Origin of the sequence: Desulfuromonas sp. CSMB_57 (assembly GCF_020194955.2) — a bacterium.
GTDB lineage: Bacteria > Desulfobacterota > Desulfuromonadia > Desulfuromonadales > Syntrophotaleaceae > JAFCIY02.
The window spans coordinates 233,666-251,623 of the sequence record NZ_JAFCIY020000023.1 but is presented as its reverse complement, the minus strand read 5'-3'; the positions used below and the strand labels follow the sequence as shown (position 1 = coordinate 251,623).

The 17,958-nt window shown below is 59.8% G+C and carries 18 protein-coding genes; 16 read left to right on the top strand and 2 right to left on the bottom strand.

Annotated elements, in window-relative coordinates:
- The 14 genes from JQN68_RS07230 (at position 1) to JQN68_RS07165 (ending at position 12,988) form a co-directional block, all read left to right on the top strand.
- Positions 1-975 (top strand): transketolase family protein, encoded by a 975-nt coding sequence (locus JQN68_RS07230; RefSeq protein WP_225071660.1) that lies wholly within the window; start codon positions 1-3, stop codon positions 973-975.
- Entirely contained in the window at positions 972-1,715 is a 744-nt protein-coding gene (locus tag JQN68_RS07225; protein WP_225071661.1) for a 3-oxoacyl-ACP reductase family protein, read from the top strand. Before JQN68_RS07230 ends, JQN68_RS07225 begins: the two co-directional genes overlap by 4 nt.
- A complete protein-coding gene (locus JQN68_RS07220) occupies positions 1,708-2,943 on the top strand; it encodes an ATP-grasp domain-containing protein (protein ID WP_225071662.1) in 1,236 nt (411 codons plus the stop codon). The genes JQN68_RS07225 and JQN68_RS07220 overlap by 8 nt, the downstream gene beginning before the upstream one ends.
- Positions 2,940-3,617 (top strand): PIG-L deacetylase family protein, encoded by a 678-nt coding sequence (locus JQN68_RS07215; RefSeq protein WP_225071663.1) that lies wholly within the window; start codon positions 2,940-2,942, stop codon positions 3,615-3,617. Before JQN68_RS07220 ends, JQN68_RS07215 begins: the two co-directional genes overlap by 4 nt.
- A complete protein-coding gene (locus JQN68_RS07210; protein ID WP_249621085.1) occupies positions 3,614-4,558 on the top strand; it encodes a methionyl-tRNA formyltransferase in 945 nt (314 codons plus the stop codon). Before JQN68_RS07215 ends, JQN68_RS07210 begins: the two co-directional genes overlap by 4 nt.
- Positions 4,555-6,534 (top strand): polysaccharide deacetylase family protein, encoded by a 1,980-nt coding sequence (locus JQN68_RS07205; protein ID WP_225071665.1) that lies wholly within the window; start codon positions 4,555-4,557, stop codon positions 6,532-6,534. The genes JQN68_RS07210 and JQN68_RS07205 overlap by 4 nt, the downstream gene beginning before the upstream one ends.
- Positions 6,535-6,761: 227 nt before the next feature.
- Positions 6,762-7,610 carry a flagellin domain-containing protein gene (locus tag JQN68_RS07200; RefSeq protein ID WP_225071666.1) on the top strand — a complete coding sequence of 283 codons (849 nt, stop codon included), beginning with the start codon at positions 6,762-6,764 and terminating at the stop codon, positions 7,608-7,610.
- Positions 7,611-7,880: 270 nt separating this feature from the next.
- Positions 7,881-8,726 carry a flagellin domain-containing protein gene (locus JQN68_RS07195; RefSeq protein ID WP_225071667.1) on the top strand — a complete coding sequence of 282 codons (846 nt, stop codon included), beginning with the start codon at positions 7,881-7,883 and terminating at the stop codon, positions 8,724-8,726.
- An 80-nt stretch (positions 8,727-8,806) separates the two neighbouring features.
- The gene (locus JQN68_RS07190; protein WP_225071668.1) at positions 8,807-9,151 is read left to right on the top strand and encodes a flagellar protein FlaG; all 345 of its coding nucleotides are present in this window, start codon (positions 8,807-8,809) and stop codon (positions 9,149-9,151) included.
- Between the two features lie 17 nt (positions 9,152-9,168).
- Positions 9,169-10,500 (top strand): flagellar filament capping protein FliD, encoded by a 1,332-nt coding sequence (gene fliD, locus JQN68_RS07185; RefSeq protein WP_249621084.1) that lies wholly within the window; start codon positions 9,169-9,171, stop codon positions 10,498-10,500.
- An 84-nt stretch (positions 10,501-10,584) separates the two neighbouring features.
- Entirely contained in the window at positions 10,585-11,022 is a 438-nt protein-coding gene (gene fliS / locus JQN68_RS07180) for a flagellar export chaperone FliS (RefSeq protein ID WP_225071670.1), read from the top strand.
- Positions 11,019-11,438, top strand: a complete 420-nt coding sequence (locus JQN68_RS07175) for a hypothetical protein (RefSeq protein WP_225071671.1) — start codon at positions 11,019-11,021, stop codon at positions 11,436-11,438. Before fliS ends, JQN68_RS07175 begins: the two co-directional genes overlap by 4 nt.
- Positions 11,439-11,514: 76 nt before the next feature.
- Positions 11,515-12,195 carry a PilZ domain-containing protein gene (locus JQN68_RS07170; RefSeq protein WP_249621083.1) on the top strand — a complete coding sequence of 227 codons (681 nt, stop codon included), beginning with the start codon at positions 11,515-11,517 and terminating at the stop codon, positions 12,193-12,195.
- A gap of 97 nt (positions 12,196-12,292) precedes the next feature.
- A complete protein-coding gene (locus JQN68_RS07165; RefSeq protein ID WP_225071673.1) occupies positions 12,293-12,988 on the top strand; it encodes a hypothetical protein in 696 nt (231 codons plus the stop codon).
- A gap of 14 nt (positions 12,989-13,002) precedes the next feature.
- Here JQN68_RS07165 and JQN68_RS07160 read toward each other — a convergent pair whose 3' ends face one another.
- Entirely contained in the window at positions 13,003-13,974 is a 972-nt protein-coding gene (locus tag JQN68_RS07160) for a diguanylate cyclase (protein ID WP_225071674.1), read from the bottom strand.
- Between the two features lie 137 nt (positions 13,975-14,111).
- Here JQN68_RS07160 and fliK point away from each other — a divergent pair, with 137 nt between their 5' ends.
- Positions 14,112-15,131, top strand: a complete 1,020-nt coding sequence (gene fliK / locus JQN68_RS07155; protein WP_225071675.1) for a flagellar hook-length control protein FliK — start codon at positions 14,112-14,114, stop codon at positions 15,129-15,131.
- A 4-nt stretch (positions 15,132-15,135) separates the two neighbouring features.
- Positions 15,136-15,417 carry an EscU/YscU/HrcU family type III secretion system export apparatus switch protein gene (locus JQN68_RS07150; RefSeq protein ID WP_225071676.1) on the top strand — a complete coding sequence of 94 codons (282 nt, stop codon included), beginning with the start codon at positions 15,136-15,138 and terminating at the stop codon, positions 15,415-15,417.
- Between the two features lie 130 nt (positions 15,418-15,547).
- Here JQN68_RS07150 and JQN68_RS07145 read toward each other — a convergent pair whose 3' ends face one another.
- Positions 15,548-17,935 carry a Cache 3/Cache 2 fusion domain-containing protein gene (locus JQN68_RS07145; protein ID WP_225071677.1) on the bottom strand — a complete coding sequence of 796 codons (2,388 nt, stop codon included), beginning with the start codon at positions 17,933-17,935 and terminating at the stop codon, positions 15,548-15,550.
- Positions 17,936-17,958 lie beyond the last annotated feature (23 nt).

Sequence of the window (17,958 nt, the reverse complement as noted above, 5' to 3'; positions counted from 1 at the left end):
ATGTCTGAATTGTCCTATTGGAACCTGGGTGAATCCATCTCCCTACGTGACGCCTTTGGCCGTGGATTGACGCATCTGGCCGGGAAACGGGACGATTTCGTCCTATTCGATGCTGACGTTGCGGGGGGTACCGGTGCCAAACCCTTCGTAAATGCGTTCCCGGAGAAAACCATCCAATTCGGCATTGCCGAACAGAACATGGTGGCAGCAGCCGCCGGTTTCGCCGATACAGGTATCATTCCGGTGGTGACAACCTTTGCCGCGTTTGGCGTCATGAGGGCGCACGAGCAGTTTCGCACCGCCATTGCCTACGCGGAGCGCAACGTCAAACTGTGCTGTTCACACTTGGGACTTGATGTCGGTCCGGACGGCGCCACCGCGCAGATGTTGGAAGACTTGGCTACCATGCGAGCCATCCCGAATGTAACCGTCGTTGTGCCGGCAGATGCCAATCAGTTGATGCAGGCATTGCCTGCCATACTGGATCACAAAGGCCCCGTATATATGCGTATCGGGCGCAGCCCGGCACCAATTATTACCGAACCTGCCGCAGGCTTTGCCATAGGCAAAGCCTACCGAATCAAAGAAGGAAATGATCTAACTTTGGTGGCCACCGGCGTCATGGTAGCCAGAGCCCTTGAAGCAGCCGAAAGGCTCCAACAGGAGGGTATCACAGCGCGAGTTATCAATCTGGCGACCATCAAGCCGCTGGACCGCAATGAATTATTTGCTGCGGCTCGTGAAACTGGAGCGATTTTGACTGCGGAAGACCACAACATGCTTGGAGGCATGGGCAGTGCTGTAGCCGAGTTGCTTTGCCAGACAATTCCGGTCCCGATGAAAATCGTAGGCGTTCAGGATCAATTCGGCAAGTCTGGTGAACCAGAGGAATTAGCCGAACGATTCGGTCTTACCGCCCGCCACCTGACATCAGCTGCCAAAGAATTACTCAAGCACAAGAAGAGCCCTCAATGAACAATAAACGTAACCACATTGTCCTAGTAACTGGCGGCAGTAGGGGAATAGGTTATGGTATTAGCCGACGCTTCCTACAGGATGGGTTTTCCGTTGCAGTGGGTTATTGCCATCATCCGGAGGGAGCGGAGAAACTTGCGCTTGAATTCCCTAACGCCCTCCCTGTACAGATCGATCTTGAAGAACGCAAAAGCATTCGCTCCGCTCTGGCTCGCATTCGCGAACATTTCCGAGCGCAAGTCGGGATTTTAGTCAACAATGGCGCTATCGCACAGGAAAAGCCGTTTTTGACCATTACCGATGAGGACTGGGACCGGATGCTAAAGATCAATCTGGCAGGCCCCTTCGCCCTAACACAAGAGACATTGCCATCCATGATAGAAGCCGGCTGGGGAAGAATTATCAACATCAGTTCTATCGGTGGCCAATGGGGAGGATTCAACCAAGTGCATTACGCGGCGGCCAAGGCGGGACTAATCAGTTTTACCCGTTCCATGGCCAAAATTTATTCTGCCGATGGCATCACCAGCAATGCGATCGCTCCCGGCTTGGTTGAGACGGACATGTCCTCCTCGGAACTGGCGACCCTTGCTGGCCAGGAAAAGGTCAAACTGATCCCATCCCGCCGTCTCGGCAACGTGGAAGAGGTCGCTGCCGCGGTTGCGTTTCTTGCCTCCGACGAAGCCGGGTATATTACCGGACAAACTTTAAACCTTAACGGGGGAATGTACTTTGTCTGAATATGCAGGCAAAACGTTGCTTTTTGTCGGCGGTGGCATGGAAGCTCTGCCGGGGATCGAAAAAGCCCGTGAACTCGGTTTGCACGTGGTGGTCAGCGACATGAATCCGCAGGCGCCGGGACTGCAGGCGGCCGATGGGCGTTTGATCGCCAGCACCTACGACGTCGGGGCCACCCTTACCGAAGCCCGGCGCTATAACCGGGAAGTCCGGCCGATCGACGGTGTCATGTGTCTGGCCACCGATGTACCGTTGACCGTCGCCGCGGTCGCCGCCGACCTCGGCTTGCCCGGCATCCCCGTCGAAGTGGCGGCCCGCGCCATGGACAAATTGGCCATGAAGGAAAAATTTGCCACCGACGGCGTGTCCATCCCCTGGTTCAGTGCGGTGGAATCGGCAGAGCACCTGCAAACCCTGGTGAAGGAACGGGGCTTGCCGTTGGTGCTTAAACCGGTCGACAGCCGCGGGGGGCGCGGGGTACAGCGTTTGACCCCGGAGGTCAATTTGGTTTCTGCCTATGAACGTGCCATCGTTCAATCGCCAGGCGGTCGGGTCATGGTCGAGCAGTACCTTCCGGGACCGCAGATCAGCACCGAAAGCATCGTACTGGACGGCATCTGTCATACGCCGGGTTTTGCCGATCGCAACTACGAATTTATCGATCGTTACGCCCCCCATTTCATCGAAAACGGCGGCACCATGCCGAGCTTTTTACCGGGTGAAGCGCGTGAATCGGTGCGCGATCTGGTGCAAAAGGCGGCGACCAGTCTTGGCGTTACCCGAGGCGTGGTCAAGGGCGATATGGTGCTCAGCGACGGCAAGCCCTACGTTATCGAACTGGCGGCACGGCTTTCCGGTGGCTGGTTCTGTACCCATGAAATCCCCCTCAATGTCGGTGTCGATCTGGTTCTGGCCATGATCCGCCTGTCACTGGGATTATCCGTAGAGGAAAAGGCTTTGCAACCGCAATTCGAACAGGGGGTGGCCTTGCGGCTGATTTTCCCGGAACCGGGACGCGTTATCGCCATCGAGGGCGAAAATACGGCCCGCGCCTTGCCGGGCATAGCCATGGTACGTCTGACGGTCAACCCGGGTGACATCGTGCGCTTGCCGACTGATTCCAACGCCTCGGCCGGATTGGTTATCGCCGTCGCGGACAACAGGGAAGAGGCAATTCGCCGTGCCGAAAAGGCGGTGAATGCTATCACCGTAAAAACCGAGGGCCTATGAACGTATTGGTGATTGCCGCCCATCCCGATGACGAAGTTCTCGGCGCCGGCGGGGCCATCGTTCGCCATGTTGCGAAGGGCGACAGGGTCAGCGTGCTGATCCTCGGCAGCGGCCTGTCTTCCCGGCTGGCCAATCCGCAAGAAATGGATCAGCGTGACTTGGCCGCCCTGCGCCGGCATGCCGAGCAAGCCTCGGCCATCCTCGGCGTTACCGATCTGCGTTTGCTCGATTTCCCCGATAACCGCTTTGACGGGGTGGACCTGCTCGATATCGTCAAAGCCATCGAGGCGGTTATCGGCGATGTTCAACCAGGAATCGTCTACACCCACCACCCTGGTGACCTCAACATCGATCATCAGCGCACCGCCATGGCCGTCCTGACCGCCTGCCGGCCGCTGCCGGCAAGTTCCGTGCAACGCATTCTGGCCATGGAAGTACCCTCCGCAACCGGCTGGGGCGATCCGGCGCTGCCGTTTGTACCGAATGTCTTCCTGGATATCACCCACGTGATAGCAAAAAAGCTCGAAGCCATGTCGATCTACCATGGAGAACTGCGCGACTTTCCCCACGCCCGTTCCCTGGAATCCCTGGAGGCGCGGGCCAAAGCCTGGGGCAGCCAGGTCGGCGTCAAAGCCGCCGAGCCCTTTGTTCTGCTACGCGAGATCCTTTCATGAAACCGGACTTCAGGAAGGTGCGCATCGTCTATGTAGGCGCCCGCATCGTCGGCCGTCGCTGTCTGCAAGCCCTGCTGCAGGCCGGCGCCCACATTGCCGGGCTGCTGTACCTGGATGAATCCAAAGCCGGAATCACCGTCGCCCATTGTGCCTTTGATGACCTGGTGCGGGACTACCGACTCAATGCGCGCCCTTTTACCACACTGCACGATCCTGAGATTCTGACCTGGACACAGAAGTGCCGTCCCGATGTCGGCATGGTGATCGGCGTTTCTCAGTTAATCGGAAAAGAGTTGCTGGCCGCACCACGCCAGGGTTTCATCGGCATGCATCCGACCCTGCTCCCCGAAGGCCGTGGCCGCGCTCCCATCCCCTGGACGCTGATCAAGGGCCTGGAGCGTACCGGCGTCAGCCTGTTCTGGTGCAGCCCCGAAGCCGATACGGGCGATATGCTGTTGCAGGAGGCCGTGCCCGTCCATTACGAGGATACCGCCGGGGTCCTCGGGGCGCGCACCGACGACGTGGCCGCCCGGTTGCTGGTGCAGAGCCTGCCGCTTCTGGCTTCGGGGCATCCGCCACGGATACCTCAGGATAATGACAGAGCAACGGTCTGGCCCCGGCGACAACCTGAGGACGGCCTGCTCGACTGGTCCTGGTCCCCACGCCGGATTTATGACTGGGTGCGGGCCTTGTCCCATCCCTATCCCGGCGCTTTTACCCTGGTCGACAACCGCAAACTCTTTATCTGGGCCTGCCGCGAATCCCAGGATCGCCGCCGGGCCACCCCGGGCACCGTCATCGACGTTTTGCCCCATGGGGTTCTGGTGGCTTGCGGTGAGGGCACCGTGCTGCTGACCAGCCTGCAGTGGGAACAGGACCAGGCAGTCCCGGACGCCATGGCAAGCCTTCCCGTCGGAAGCCGTCTAGGCAGGCCGACATGAAGCCTCTTGGGCTGTACTCCATCTTCCACCTCAACCTGATGTTCTCGTCCATCGAGGCCGAGCAGCGAGCGGAAGTGATTGCGCGCTGCTACTGGCCCCTACTTAAGCTGATCCGGCAGCGGCAACTGCCTATCGGCATTGAAGCGACCGGATATACGCTGGAAACCATCGCCGCCATCGATCCGGCCTGGCTCGTCGAACTACGCTCCCTGTGCCACTCTGGCCCGGCCGAGTTTATCGGCAGCGGCTACGCCCAGATCATTGGCCCCCTGGTGCCGGCCAGAGTCAACCAGGCCAACCAGCGCCTCGGCCTGCGGACCTACGAAAAACTGCTTGGTTTGCAGCCGCAATTGGTGTTTGTCAACGAACAGGCATTTTCAGGCGGACTGGTTCCCATCTATCTCGAAGCGGGCTACCAGGCCCTCATCATGGAGTGGGACAATCCCGCCAGCAATCATCCCGAATGGCCGGCGAACTGGAGATACCTGCCTCAATACGTCGAAGGGCCGGATAGTTCGGTCATGCCCGTGATCTGGAACAAATCCATCCCCTTCCAGAAATTTCAGCGATATGTGCATGGCGAAGTTGAACTGGAAGAGTACCTGGAGTTTCTGGCCGGCCACCATAGCGCCGAAGCACGCACCTTCGCCCTCTACGGCAATGATGCCGAAATCTTTGACTTCCGCCCCGGCCGGTTTCACACTGAAGCGGCCCTGGCGGAGCAGTGCGAGTGGCAGCGCATCGACGGACTCTATGCCGCCCTTCTTGCCGACCAGCGCTATTTCCTGCTCAAGCCAAAGGCCATCCTTGACTATCTACGGCTTCCTGGGGCAGGCAACCGACTGCGCCTGGAATCGGCGGCCCAACCGATTCCGGTAAAGAAGCAGGCCAAATACAACGTGTTGCGATGGAGCGTCAGCGGCCGTGATGACCTGGCGATCAACAGCGCCTGTTGGCGGATCTTCGAAACCATGGATGCAACCGGGAATGCCCGTGACGAAGACTGGAAAGAGCTCTGCTACCTGTGGAGCAGCGATTTCCGTACTCACATCACCTCCCGGCGTTGGCAGGCCATGCGCGTCCAACTGGATGCGATGCAACGCCGTATAGCACCCTTGCCGTTACCGGATGATTTGCCCACACCGACACCCCAGCCCGCGGATATTCGATTCTGGCATGAGGGCCATTTGCTGGTGGTTGAGACTCCGGCGCAAAAACTTCGTCTGAACCTGCGGCGAGGTTTGGCCATCCACGACTGGTGGGACAAAAAATTGGGCTCCATCTCCTTGTTTGGCACTTTGCCGCACGGCTATTTCGACGATATCCGCTTCGGCATGGACTACTACACCGGACACTTCGTCCTGGAAGTGGCCGGGCAGCACAAAACCACCGATCTGGTCCCCGTAAGCCCGGAGATAACCTTTGGCCGGGATGAAATCTGCATCAGGGCCGAAATCCAAACCCACCTGGGAGTCGTGAGAAAAACCATCCGAGCCAATCGAGCCATGGCCTTGCTTTCCATCAAATACACCTTTAATTGGCCCTCCTGCCCCCTTGGCACCCTGCGTTTGGGGCACGTCACCCTCAACCCCGAAGCCTTTTGCAAAAAATCGCTGTTCTTTCGCACCCATAACGGCGGACCGACACCTGAGACTTTCCATGTCAACGGCCAGGACATCAACCACCTGGCTCCGGTATCCACCCTGGTCTCCGCAACCGGTGCTCTTGGCATGACCTCGGGAATGGTGGAAGTCGGTGACCGCGAGCACTGGATCAGAATCGAAACGGACCAGGCTTCAGCGACTCTCTCTGGGCATATCCTGCATGCCCAGGTCAATGAAGGTTATCTGTACCGGGTGGTACTATCCGCCATGGAAATGGACGACACGGCCTGCAAGGTGAAAGAAAGGGACTGTTTCAACAATAGTTCCGTACGACTCACCCTGTCCTCTCATACGCCTTCGACAAGGGACTAAAGCTCCTTTCCCGCCCAAGAGAGAAATATCCTTCCTGGATTTGCAGTCTCAGGGACAACCGATCCCCTTCTTAAAAACCTTCCTCAAAAAAAATCTTCTAAAGTTTCCTCTGATGCAGTCGATATGAATACTGAACCCGGGGAACATCGTTCAGATCACCATATCGCAGCACCAATTTTTCCGGCAGGGCAAGGATGCCCGCGCCCCAACTTTCACGGAGGAAAACCATGGCTATCACCATTAACACCAACGTCCAGTCCCTCAACACCCAGCGTCACCTTGGTAAAGCTCAGGCCAACCTGGCCAATTCCATGCAGCGCCTGTCTTCAGGCCTGCGCATCAACAGTGCCAAGGACGATGCCGCCGGCCTGGCCATTTCCGACCGCATGACCTCTCAGATTCGCGGCATGAACCAGGCGGTACGGAATGCCAACGACGGCATTTCGTTTGCCCAGACCGCCGAAGGCGCCCTCGGCGAAATGGGTAACATCCTGCAGCGCATGCGCGAACTGGCCGTGCAGTCCGCCAACGGCAGCAATGCCACCGCCGACCGCACCGCCATTGATGCCGAATTCGGCCAACTCCGGGAAGAAATCGACCGCATCGCCAGCACGACCGAATTCAACGGCATGAAACTTCTGACCGGCGGATTTGAGACGACCGGCGCCAAGTTCCAGGTTGGAGCGAATGCCGGGACGGACGCACAGATTGAAGTCAAAATCGCCAAGGCCACGACCTCGACCCTGGGCGCCGCCGGCAATAAGCTGAGCTCCCTTTCCGTGGCCACGGATACCGGCGCTTCCACCGCCATTTCCAGCCTGGACGATGCTCTCAAAACCATCAATGACACCCGCGGCGAACTGGGTGCCAAGCAAAACCGCCTGGAATCCACCATCGCCAACCTGAACAACGTCTCGGAAAACCTCTCCGCCGCCCGCTCCCGAATCCGCGATGCGGACATCGCCACGGAAACCTCGGAGATGACCAAGATGAACATCCTGCAACAGGCCGGTGTGTCCATCCTGGCCCAGGCCAATCAGAGTTCCAGTCTGGCCCTGTCCCTGCTGCAGGGATAATCGGGCACCGTTCTGGCGGTTTCGGGGGCGGGCTCGTTGTACCACACTAGAATGACACTTGGTTCTTTGAAAGTTGTATTGCGAGCCACATCCGGGCTGTCCGCTGCTTTACCGCAGCGGCAACCCGGGGTTCGATAACCTTTATCGAAGCCCCCTTGCTCGCCATGGAAAGGGGGTGAAACCGGCAACGATATCTTAATCGCTTAACGGTTCTTCGCAGCAAAACCTTCGGGCACGGAAGCCCGGAAACACCTTTCATGGAGGATTACCATGGCATTAACCATCAATACCAACGTTCAGTCTCTGAACGCCCAGCGCAACCTGGCCAAATCCCAGTCCTCGCTGGCAAACAGCATGCAGCGTCTGTCTTCGGGTCTGCGCATCAACAGTGCCAAGGACGATGCCGCCGGTCTGGCCATTTCCGACCGTATGAGTTCCCAAATTCGCGGCATGAACCAGGCGGTGCGTAATGCCAACGACGGCATTTCGTTTGCGCAAACCGCCGAAGGCGCACTCGGCGAAATGGGCAACATCCTGCAGCGCATGCGCGAATTGGCCGTGCAGTCCGCCAACGGCAGCAATGCCACCGCTGACCGCACCGCCATCGATTCTGAATTCGGCCAGCTTCGTGACGAGCTCGATCGTATCGGGCAAACCACCGAATTCAACGGCATGAAACTGCTCACCGGTGATTTTGCAACCACTGGCGCCAAATTCCAGGTTGGGGCCAATGCCGGCACGGATTCGCAGATCGAAGTCAAAATCTCCAAGGTTACGACCTCGACTCTGGGCGCCACCGGCAACAAACTGAGCTCCCTTTCCGTGACCACGGCCACCGGTGCTTCTACGGCCATTTCAAGCCTGGACGATGCTCTCAAAACCATCAACGATACGCGCGGTGAACTGGGCGCCAAGCAAAACCGTCTGGAATCCACCATCGCCAACCTGAACAACGTTTCGGAAAACCTCTCCGCCGCCCGTTCCCGGATTCGCGATGCGGACATCGCCACGGAAACCTCGGAGATGACCAAGATGAATATCCTGCAACAGGCCGGTGTGTCCATCCTGGCGCAGGCCAACCAGACCCCGCAGCTGGCTTTGTCACTGCTCGGCTAAATCCATAACTTAACCAGGCGGGGGTGAGTTTCTCACCCCCGCCGCCATGCTGCCTGCGGGCAGGCCTTGAGGAGGACGACATGAGTGTGGAAATGACCGCCATCGGCAGCGCCAGTCCCAATCCGGCTCCGTCTCCGGCGGAAAATGTCGAGCGCAACCGGCATAAAATGGCCAGCGAGCCGGAACCGGCGGATCTGGAAAAGAAAATCAACCCCGAAGAGGTACTGGATAAAATCAAGGCTTTGACGGAAAACGGGGTTTATAGCGTCCGTTTTGAAAATGATGAGCGGAATGAAAAACTGGTGATAAGCCTGGTGGATGCGGATTCCGGCGAAGTGATCCGGCAGATTCCGCCCGAGGAAATCATGAGTGCCGGCGAGCAGTTGCAGAGCCTGCGCGGCAGCCTCATCGACGCGCGCACCTGAGGGTTGGGGAGGACAGCATGTCTTCAGTTAATTTCGGCGGGCTGGCCACGGGCATGGATACGGAAAGCATCATCACCCAGTTGATGAAGCTGGAACGCAAGCCCCTGGAGCGTCTGGAAAGCGACCAGACCTTCTGGAAAAGTCGTCAATCCGCCTTCAACACCCTGGACACACGACTCAAGACCCTCCTCGAGAAGTTCCAGGCGGTCGACACCAAGGGCGAGGTGAATGCCTATAAAGCCACCGCCGCTTCCAGCGACTACTACACCGCCACCGCCAAAGGCACGGCCGGTGCGGGCAGCTACAACATCGAGGTGCAGAGTCTGGCCCGGCAGCAGAAGGATGTCAGCGACGCGTCCTATGCCAGCAGTAGTGAAAAAAACTTTGTCAGCGGAACGCTGATGATCGGCGACACCGAGATCGCTATCGACAACGATTCCCTGAGCAGTCTGCGGGACAAGATCAATGCCGCCAACACCGGCGACAATCCGTCCGGGGTGGCGGCCAGCATCATCAACGACGGCAACGGCTTTCGCCTGGTGTTGACCGGGACGGATGCGAGCAAGCCCTTTAACGTCAGCATGACTGACGGGGTCACCGCCGAAGGATACGAACCGTTGGCTTTCAGTACCACCCAGACCCAGTCCCTGGCCACCATCGTCGTGGATGGAATCACCATCACCAGCGGCAGCAATACTTTTGAGAACGCCATCCCCGGCGTGACCCTGACCGTCACCAAGCCCCATGCCACGGCTGGAGACAGTACCTCCCTGACGGTGGAAGCGGACCGCGATGCCGTTAAGACCAAGATCAAAGATTTGGTGACGGCCTACAACAGCATCATGTCCTTCATTTCGGAGCAGAAGACCAGCGATTGGGGCCGGGATTCGAGCCTGACGGGTGTCCGGCGCAATCTCCAGAGCTTGCTGACCACCCCCGTCGCCGGCAGCGACAACTTCGCCACCTTGTCCCAATTGGGTCTGAAGACCCAGCGCGACGGCACTCTGGTGATCGATGATGCAGTGCTGAACAAGGCCATCGACCAAGACTTGGCTGGTATCGACCGTCTGTTGGCCGGCAGCGATGGAACCGATGGCGCAGCAGCAAATTTTATCAACTTCCTGAAGCAGGCCACCGACCGGGGCACCGGGTTGGCCGCAACCCGCCAAGCCGGCACGGACCGTACCCTAAAAAGCATTGGCGACAATATTTTGCAACAGGAAGCCCGCCTGGAAAAACGGGAGACCATGCTGCGGGCCCAATTTACCGCCATGGAAAAGATGGTCAGCAGTCTTAACAGTCAGGGAAATTATCTGTTGCAACAATTAAGCTTATTTTCCTTAAAGTAAACAAGTCGATTTGCCTGTCATGGCAAACAACTTGATACGCAATTGAAAAATCGGGAACCTCAACCAGGGAAGGATTGAGCCCATATGAACGCCTATTACAACCAATACCAAAGCAACCAGGTCACCACCGCATCGCGGGAGCAGATCCTGCTCATGCTCTACGATGGTGCCATCCGCTTCACGCGCCAGGCCCTGGAGGGCATCAGCAGCGGCGATCGCGGCGCCAAGGCGGAAGGCATCCGGAAGGCCATGGCCATCGTCATGGAGTTCCGCAACACTCTCGATCACAAGGTCGGCGGAGAGATCGCGGCCAACCTGGATGCCCTGTATGACTACATGATCCGGGAAATGATCCAGACCAACACCAGCAACGACCCCCAACCCCTGAGCCGGGTTGAGGGCATGCTGTGCGATCTGCGCAATACCTGGAAACAGGCCATCGACATCGCCCGCAACGAAACCCAGCCGGTGCCGGCGGCGGTGCCCGGGGCCGCCTACCAGCCCATGAAGGCCTGTCTGTGACGGCGCCGGGGCCGGACAGCGTTGCCCTGATGGCGGCTTCGGTGGCTGCCTACGCGGAACTGGAGGAGAGTCTGCAAGAGGTCGCCAGAGCCATGGAGACGGATCGACCGGAGGACTTGATCCAGGCTCAGGAACGCTGGCTGGCCCTGCAGGATCGCACCCGGGACCTGGATGCCCGGTTGGCCGGGTGCTGGCAGCAGGACCAGGAACTGCTGCGCCGTCGGCCCGAATTCAGCCGCCGGCTGGAGCTGATGGCGGCCATCGTCCGCCAATGCCGCGAACTGGAGGAACAGGCCCGCACCCGCAAGGCGCTCATCGGCGAGGAACTGCAGCGCCTGCAACAGGGACTGACGGCCCTGGGAGGATATAAGACCAGCCAGGAAGAAAAGGTTTCCAGAATTGTTGGCAGCTGGTAATATCGGCGCAGTATTCACCCGGATGCCCGGTACTCCGTGCATCGGGTCCCATGAACCCCTGAACTGTGCCTTGCTCATGGAAAGTATATCGGAGACCATGGAACACTTTCGCGACGGCCGCACCGTGCGCATCATGCTGCCTGCCACGGAGAACGGCTCAGCCACCATCGATGTCATGGTCCGCTATCGCAGCGGCAACCTGTTGGAAGTAGCCTTGCCGACCAGCCGTTCCTGGCATCACCAGTTTCACCGCCATGCCGAATGCCTGCTGCTGTACGGGGTGCAGGGCCGCCCCTTCAAGCTGCAGACCCGCATCGAAAAGATTTTGGGGCCCTGCGACCTGCTGGTCAAGGCCCTGGCCCCGCCCAAACCCTTGCGGGAACGGGAGTTCTTCCGGGTCGACATGGAAATGGAGGTCGGCTACCGCCCGGTGGCGCCGGATCAAGAGGAACCGCCGCCGTTCCAGATCCTCAGGACCATGGTCAACCTCAGCGGTTGCGGCATCCGCTTGCCCCTGCCCGAGGAATGGAGCCGCTTCGACCAGCTCGAGTTGCAGCTGCAGTTGCCGGCCTCCGGGGAGGTGCTGACCTGCCGGGCCGAGGTGGTGCGCACCTGTTACGGCGAGGACGGGGTGCTGCAGGTAGCCCTGCAGTTTTACGAACTGGCCTCCGCCGACCGGGACAAAATCGTTGCCGGTTGCCTGGCCCGTCAGCGGGAAATACTGCGCAACAAGGTCCGGACCCGTGAGTGGCATTGAATCGGGTCCATCCGCCGCTTCCATGAGATGAAAAAGCGCATCCCTGGCAGGCACCGGCGGTTTTCACCAGCCGTAAAAGGGGGCATCTGTCAAATCCATGACTTGGCCTGAAACCCTGCGCCCCATCTTCGATGACTGGCATCTGGTGGAAATCAGAGTGCCGACGGACGAGAAATCACCCATGGTGGTGGATGGCCTGGCCCGCAAACTGGGTGATGGCCAGATGGACGTCCAGATCTTCCCTCTCATGTGGCCGATTCCCGGCCTGGACCCCAACGGCGAGTGGCAGTTGCACTGCGAGCAGGGCATGCAGTATCTGTCCCTGAAGGGTCGGGCCCTGTCCCTCTCCCATCCCCGTCAGATTCGCCTGCAAATCCTCTCCAGCCAGTCCGGCACTCATACCCGTAACAACCTGCGGGTCGACACGGAAATCTATCTGAGCTGTCGGCCGAACGCTGACCGGCCTGCCGCAGCCCGGGTCCGGCCACCGGTGCGGCGACGGGTGAGTCTGAGCAGCAACGGCCTGGGTTTTTTCAGCGAGGAGTGTTTCAAGCTGGAAGAGCAGGTGCGGCTGAGCATGATTCTGCCTGCCGCCACCCTGGAACATATCGACTGCCTGGGGACGGTGCTGCGGATGGGGGCCAAAACAGAAAAGGGCCATAAAACGGCCCTGGCGTTTGCGGATATTCTGCCCCTGGATACGGAGCGCATCGAGTTGTTCTGCCTGACGGAGCAGTTCAAGAACATGCAAAGCCGGGCCCGCTTTCTGGGCATGTTGCTGGCTTCGTCCTGAAAATCCCGTTAGAGTCAGGCCGAAGCCGCCGCCGGGTTGAACCTGCGGAAAAAGCTCAGATCCGGCATCAGTCCCTGACTGAACAGAGAGGCTTCGCTGCGGTTGCGGCCGCGGCGCTTGGCCTCGTAGAGGGCGGCATCGGCTTCGGCAATGAGGTGTTCCGGCAGCAGGGATTTGTAGCCCTTGGCCGAACCGACACCGATGCTGACCGTCACCGGAAAGCCGATATGCATTTCGTTGATCGCCTCACGGATGCGCTCGGCCACCACGCAGGCGCTTTTCAGGGGCGTTTCCGGCAAAATCAGGGCAAACTCTTCCCCCCCGAACCGGCACACGGTGTCGGAAGTCCGGCTGCAGGCGGTCAGGACCTCGGCGACCTTTTCGAGCACCTTGTCGCCGGCCAGATGACCATGGGTATCGTTGATGCGCTTGAAATGGTCCAGATCGACCATCAGCAGCGACAGGGGCTTGCCGGTGCGTACGCACCGGGCCACTTCCTGCTGCATGGTGGCATCGAAATAGGCGCGGTTGAACAGTCCGGTCAGGCCGTCGGACAGGGCCATGCGCGCCAGCTTGGACTGGGACTGGTGCAGGGATTGGATGCGTTCGCGGTTTTTCAGATGCCAGCGCAGCTTGACCTGCAGTTCTTCTTCCGGCGCCGTCCGGCTCAGGCAGTCACAGACCCCCAGTTCCATGCCCTCGAGCCACAACTGGCGATCATCGCCGGCGGTAAACAGGACCACCGGCAGGTCCATCCACTCGGTGCGCCGCCGCAGAACGGCCAGCAACTGCACCACCTCGGTGCGGTTTTCCGGACGCCAGTCACAGCAAATCATATCGATGGTGTGACCCTGCAGCCAGCGGATGGCCCGCCGGGCATCCACGCAATAAAGCTTGCGCCGGAACAGGGCGGTGTCCTTGAGACAGGCGGCCACCCCTTCCCGAGTGGGGGCCGACTCGCCGATAATCAAAGCGGTATAAAGCATGGGGACCTCGTTTCCTCTTCGAGCAGGTTTAGCATTCATATCGACCTGAAATCACAAATGCTTTAGAGTTTTCAGGTCGGTTTTTCCGGTTTCAAAAAGATTTAAGCAATCAGCCCTGACCGCCGAAAAGAAACCATATGAAAATTCCTGCCTCTTCCCTGACCATCCAACCAACCAGTCCGACACCGGCCTTGCCCGGCTCGGACCGGAAACCGCCCCTCGATCTACGCCCCGGCCAGGTTGTGCAGGCGACGGTTCTGCACAGTGACGGGGATTCGGCCTTGCTGGAACTGGGACGGCATCAGGTTCGAGCTGAAAGCCGGTTACCCCTGCACGCCGGGGAACAACTCTCCCTGCGTGTTACCAGCACCGCGCCCCACATCGAACTGCAGCGCCTGGTCACACCCCAGGACGCCGGTATGACCACCCTGTTGCAGCTGCTGGTCGGCCAGTGGCGGCAATTTCCTAATATGCATAAACTGTTCCAACTATTAAAAAATGGCGCAACAGGCTGGAATGAAACAACAAAAAGCCTTTTGGCGGAGACGGCAAGGCAACTGGATACCATCCCTTTGGAGGCTGACGGGCAGAGCCTGGCTGTGCTGCTGGAAAATTTAGGGGTGGTTTTGCAGCCGGACCAGCAGGACAGCCGCGCCACCCTGCAGTGGGCCTTGCAGCAGGCCGCGGCTTCCCTGGCGGGGGAGGAATCGGGCGGTGGTCCGGAGGGACGGGAACTGCAGCAACTCCTGGATCACGCCCGCAGCCTCAACTTGCAGTTGCTGCCGGAGGGTGCCTTGCTGCTGCCGTTGCCCCTGCCCTTTCTCAAGCGCGGACTTTTGCTGGTCGAACAATCGCCTTCGGGACGCCGCCAAGACGGGGAAAAGCCGTGCCGCCTGAGCCTGTTTCTGGATCTGACGGAACTGGGTGAAATGCGCGTCGATGTGCTCTGGGCGGAGGGAGATATCCTGGTGAAATTCACCTGCGCCAGGGATGAGACGGCCGCCCTGCTGGAAGCCTGGTCCGGCGACCTGCGGCAAAGGTTGGAAGCCGAGGCCTCCGCGTCCTTGCTGTTCGCCGTCGGGGACGTTGCGCCCGGGGAGGAACTGTTGCGAAAATTGCGCCCCGAGGGGCAGGGTCTGCTTGACACCCGGATCTGAGGCCATGGACAAAAACACCAAAAAAAGGGCCGTCGCCCTCAAATACGATCAAAATCGCGCCGGCGCGCCGGTGGTGGTGGCCAGCGGCCATGGCGCCGTCGCGGAAAACATTCTCGCCAAGGCCCGGGAAGCCGGCGTGGAAATCGTTGCCGACCCGGATCTGTCGGAGCTGCTGGCCCGCATCCCCCTCGGCCGGGAAATCCCTCCGGAACTCTACCAGGCCGTAGCCGAAATCCTCGCCTTTGTGTATCGGGTGAATAAAAGCAGACTGAAGCCCGAAGGCTGAAGTCTGAAGGGAAAGCGAAAACCTTTAATCACAGCCTTCAGCCTGCCTTTGAACCTCCTTCAGCCTTCAGCCTTCAGCCTGCTTCTGATCTTCCTTCAGTCTTCGGACTTCAGCCTTCAGCCTGCCTTTCTCAGCTTCCCGTCAGCATTTCGGAAATATCCGTGCGCACCAGAGGATTGGCGCGCACCACCATGATCTGGCTGTTGCGCAGCAGTTCCGGATGATAGTACTCCAGGCGGTTGCGGCCGCCCTGTTTGGCGGCGTACATGGCCATGTCGGCGCGTTGCAGCAGGGTATCCACATCCTGACCGTCGCGCGGGAACAGCACGATGCCGATGCTGGGGGTGACGGACAGCTGCTGCCCCTGCAGATGGAAGGGCGCCGACATCACCTTGAGAATCTTTTCGCCGACGGGCCGCACCTGGGCCGCATCATCGATGCCCGGCAACAGCACAATCATTTCGTCACCGCCCAGGCGCGCCACCGTATCGCTGCGACGGATGCAGGCGCTCAGGCGGCGGCCACAGGCCTGCAGCACCAGATCGCCGACCGCATGACCAAAGGTATCGTTGATGTCCTTGAAATGATCGAGGTCGATGAACATCAGGGCCAGCTGGCGCTCATCACGTTGCGCCTGGGCCAGGGCCTGCTCCAGCCGGTTGAGGAACAGGGCCCGATTGGGTAATCCGGTCAGCACATCGAAAAAGGCCAATTGCTGGACCCGCTCCTCCGCCTGTTTGCGATCGCTGATGTCCAGCAACACGCCCTGCAAATGGGTCACGGCGCCGGCATTGTCCCGCCGCAGCCAGATGCGGCCCTCCACCCAGCTGACATTCGCCGAGCGCTGCACCAGACGAAACTCCAGGGACAGATGATCCCCGGAATTCTGGTCGACATGTTCCTGCAGCTGACTTTGGACGCGGGACTGATCGGCGGGATGGATCAGATTGAGCAGGGCCAGGCGGCCGCTGGTAAACTCGTTGGGCGAATAGCCGAATTGGCGGATATTTTCCGAAACGTATTCCAGGGGCCATTCCTCCACCACCCGCCCCAGAAAGGCCACTGCCGGACTGCTGTTGACAATGGTCTCCAGATCCTGACGACGATCGGAAATGGCCCGCAGTTCCGCCTCGATGCGCGTCCGTTCGATAATCTCGCGATTCAGTTCATTGCGCGAAGCGGTTACGCTTTTCAGATTGCCGACCATACGGTTGAAGGACCGCGCCAGTTGGCCGATTTCATCCCGCGCCTCCAGGTCGAGATGCTGGTCCAGCCGCCCCTGGCCGATACGCTCGAACATGCGGATGGTCTGCTCCAGGGGCCGCACGATGCCGCCCGCCACGAACCGGCCCGCCAGCAGGGAAACCAGGGTGATGGCCAGAGCGGCCAGGCCGACGCGGAAAATCATCGAATCCAGGGAATCGGCCAGCCTCTGCCAGGTCCCGGCAAAGTCATCCTCATAGGCGGTGGCGGCAATCACCCAGTCCCAGGGTTCGAAATAACTGAGGGCGGCCACTTTCCTGCGCGCCTCCTCTTCGCCCTGGTTGCGCCAGCGATAACGCTCGAAATGCACCGGGATCCCGTCGCCGGCCGCGGACGACTCCAGTTGCGCCCCCTTGTGCAGCAGGCGTTCCGCTACTTGACGGGTTTCCCAGTGATGGGATTGCAGCAGGGAGTCGCCCACCTGCCGTCCCGGTTGCGGCACGATGAGCCGGCCGCGGCCTTCGCCATGCCCGCCCATGACGAACACATAGCCGGTCTTGCCGACCACGGTGTCGGTGATGCCCTGGCGCAGGGCGGCGATGCTGTCCTGCTTCTGGCCGACATACAGGGCGCCGACCACCCGGGTGCCGGTACGGTCCCACAGGGGACGATAGCGGGCCATGTACCAATCGTTGACCACGAACAGCCGACCGCTGTGTTCACGCCCGGCCAACAGACTCTGAATGAGGGGATTGGCGCTGCCGTCGCGCTGGCGGGCCGGGATGAAACTGCCCAAGGCCCGCCGGCCATGGGCATCGGGCACGTTGGTCGCCACCCGCAGCATGTCCCCGGCTTCGTTGATGCGCTGAAATACGGTACAGGTGACGCCCTGAAGTTCCCGGACCCGGTCGACCAGAGGCATGGGGCGGGCCATGCTGACATCCTGACCGGGCCAGGTGTTGCCGATGAGCAACTCCGGCAAGACCACCGGACGCCCTTCTCCGGTCAATTGATTGACTGCCTGCCAGCTCACCTGACGCGGGCCGAAGCGAATGCCGCCGGCCGCATCCAGAGCCGTGACGGCCACTCGCATGCTCTTGGTCAGCATTAAGTCCAGGGACTCCTGCATCATCCGGCACATCAGGTAGACGTTTTGGGCCGCCTTTTGGGTCTCCATGCGCATCTGCTGATCGACTTCAGCAACCAGGGCATTCGACAGGCGGCTTTTTTGTACGCCGACAATGCCGACCATGGTTGCGGCCGTCATGAGTACCAGCAATACGCCCATGCCGTTGATTTTGGTGCGGATCTTCATAATACAAAAACTCTCGACCGGGC

Bases quoted from the DNA above. Each gene is read 5' to 3' on its own strand.
- JQN68_RS07230 (WP_225071660.1), top strand. From the start codon at position 1: ATGTCTGAATTGTCCTATTGGAACCTGGGTGAATCCATCTCCCTACGT.
- JQN68_RS07225 (WP_225071661.1), top strand. From the start codon at position 972: ATGAACAATAAACGTAACCACATTGTCCTAGTAACTGGCGGCAGTAGG.
- JQN68_RS07215 (WP_225071663.1), top strand. From the start codon at position 2,940: ATGAACGTATTGGTGATTGCCGCCCATCCCGATGACGAAGTTCTCGGC.
- JQN68_RS07210 (WP_249621085.1), top strand. From the start codon at position 3,614: ATGAAACCGGACTTCAGGAAGGTGCGCATCGTCTATGTAGGCGCCCGC.
- JQN68_RS07205 (WP_225071665.1), top strand. From the start codon at position 4,555: ATGAAGCCTCTTGGGCTGTACTCCATCTTCCACCTCAACCTGATGTTC.
- JQN68_RS07200 (WP_225071666.1), top strand. From the start codon at position 6,762: ATGGCTATCACCATTAACACCAACGTCCAGTCCCTCAACACCCAGCGT.
- JQN68_RS07195 (WP_225071667.1), top strand. From the start codon at position 7,881: ATGGCATTAACCATCAATACCAACGTTCAGTCTCTGAACGCCCAGCGC.
- JQN68_RS07190 (WP_225071668.1), top strand. From the start codon at position 8,807: ATGAGTGTGGAAATGACCGCCATCGGCAGCGCCAGTCCCAATCCGGCT.
- fliD (WP_249621084.1), top strand. From the start codon at position 9,169: ATGTCTTCAGTTAATTTCGGCGGGCTGGCCACGGGCATGGATACGGAA.
- fliS (WP_225071670.1), top strand. From the start codon at position 10,585: ATGAACGCCTATTACAACCAATACCAAAGCAACCAGGTCACCACCGCA.
- JQN68_RS07170 (WP_249621083.1), top strand. From the start codon at position 11,515: ATGGAAAGTATATCGGAGACCATGGAACACTTTCGCGACGGCCGCACC.
- JQN68_RS07165 (WP_225071673.1), top strand. From the start codon at position 12,293: ATGACTTGGCCTGAAACCCTGCGCCCCATCTTCGATGACTGGCATCTG.
- JQN68_RS07160 (WP_225071674.1), bottom strand. From the start codon at position 13,974: ATGCTTTATACCGCTTTGATTATCGGCGAGTCGGCCCCCACTCGGGAA.
- fliK (WP_225071675.1), top strand. From the start codon at position 14,112: ATGAAAATTCCTGCCTCTTCCCTGACCATCCAACCAACCAGTCCGACA.
- JQN68_RS07150 (WP_225071676.1), top strand. From the start codon at position 15,136: ATGGACAAAAACACCAAAAAAAGGGCCGTCGCCCTCAAATACGATCAA.
- JQN68_RS07145 (WP_225071677.1), bottom strand. From the start codon at position 17,935: ATGAAGATCCGCACCAAAATCAACGGCATGGGCGTATTGCTGGTACTC.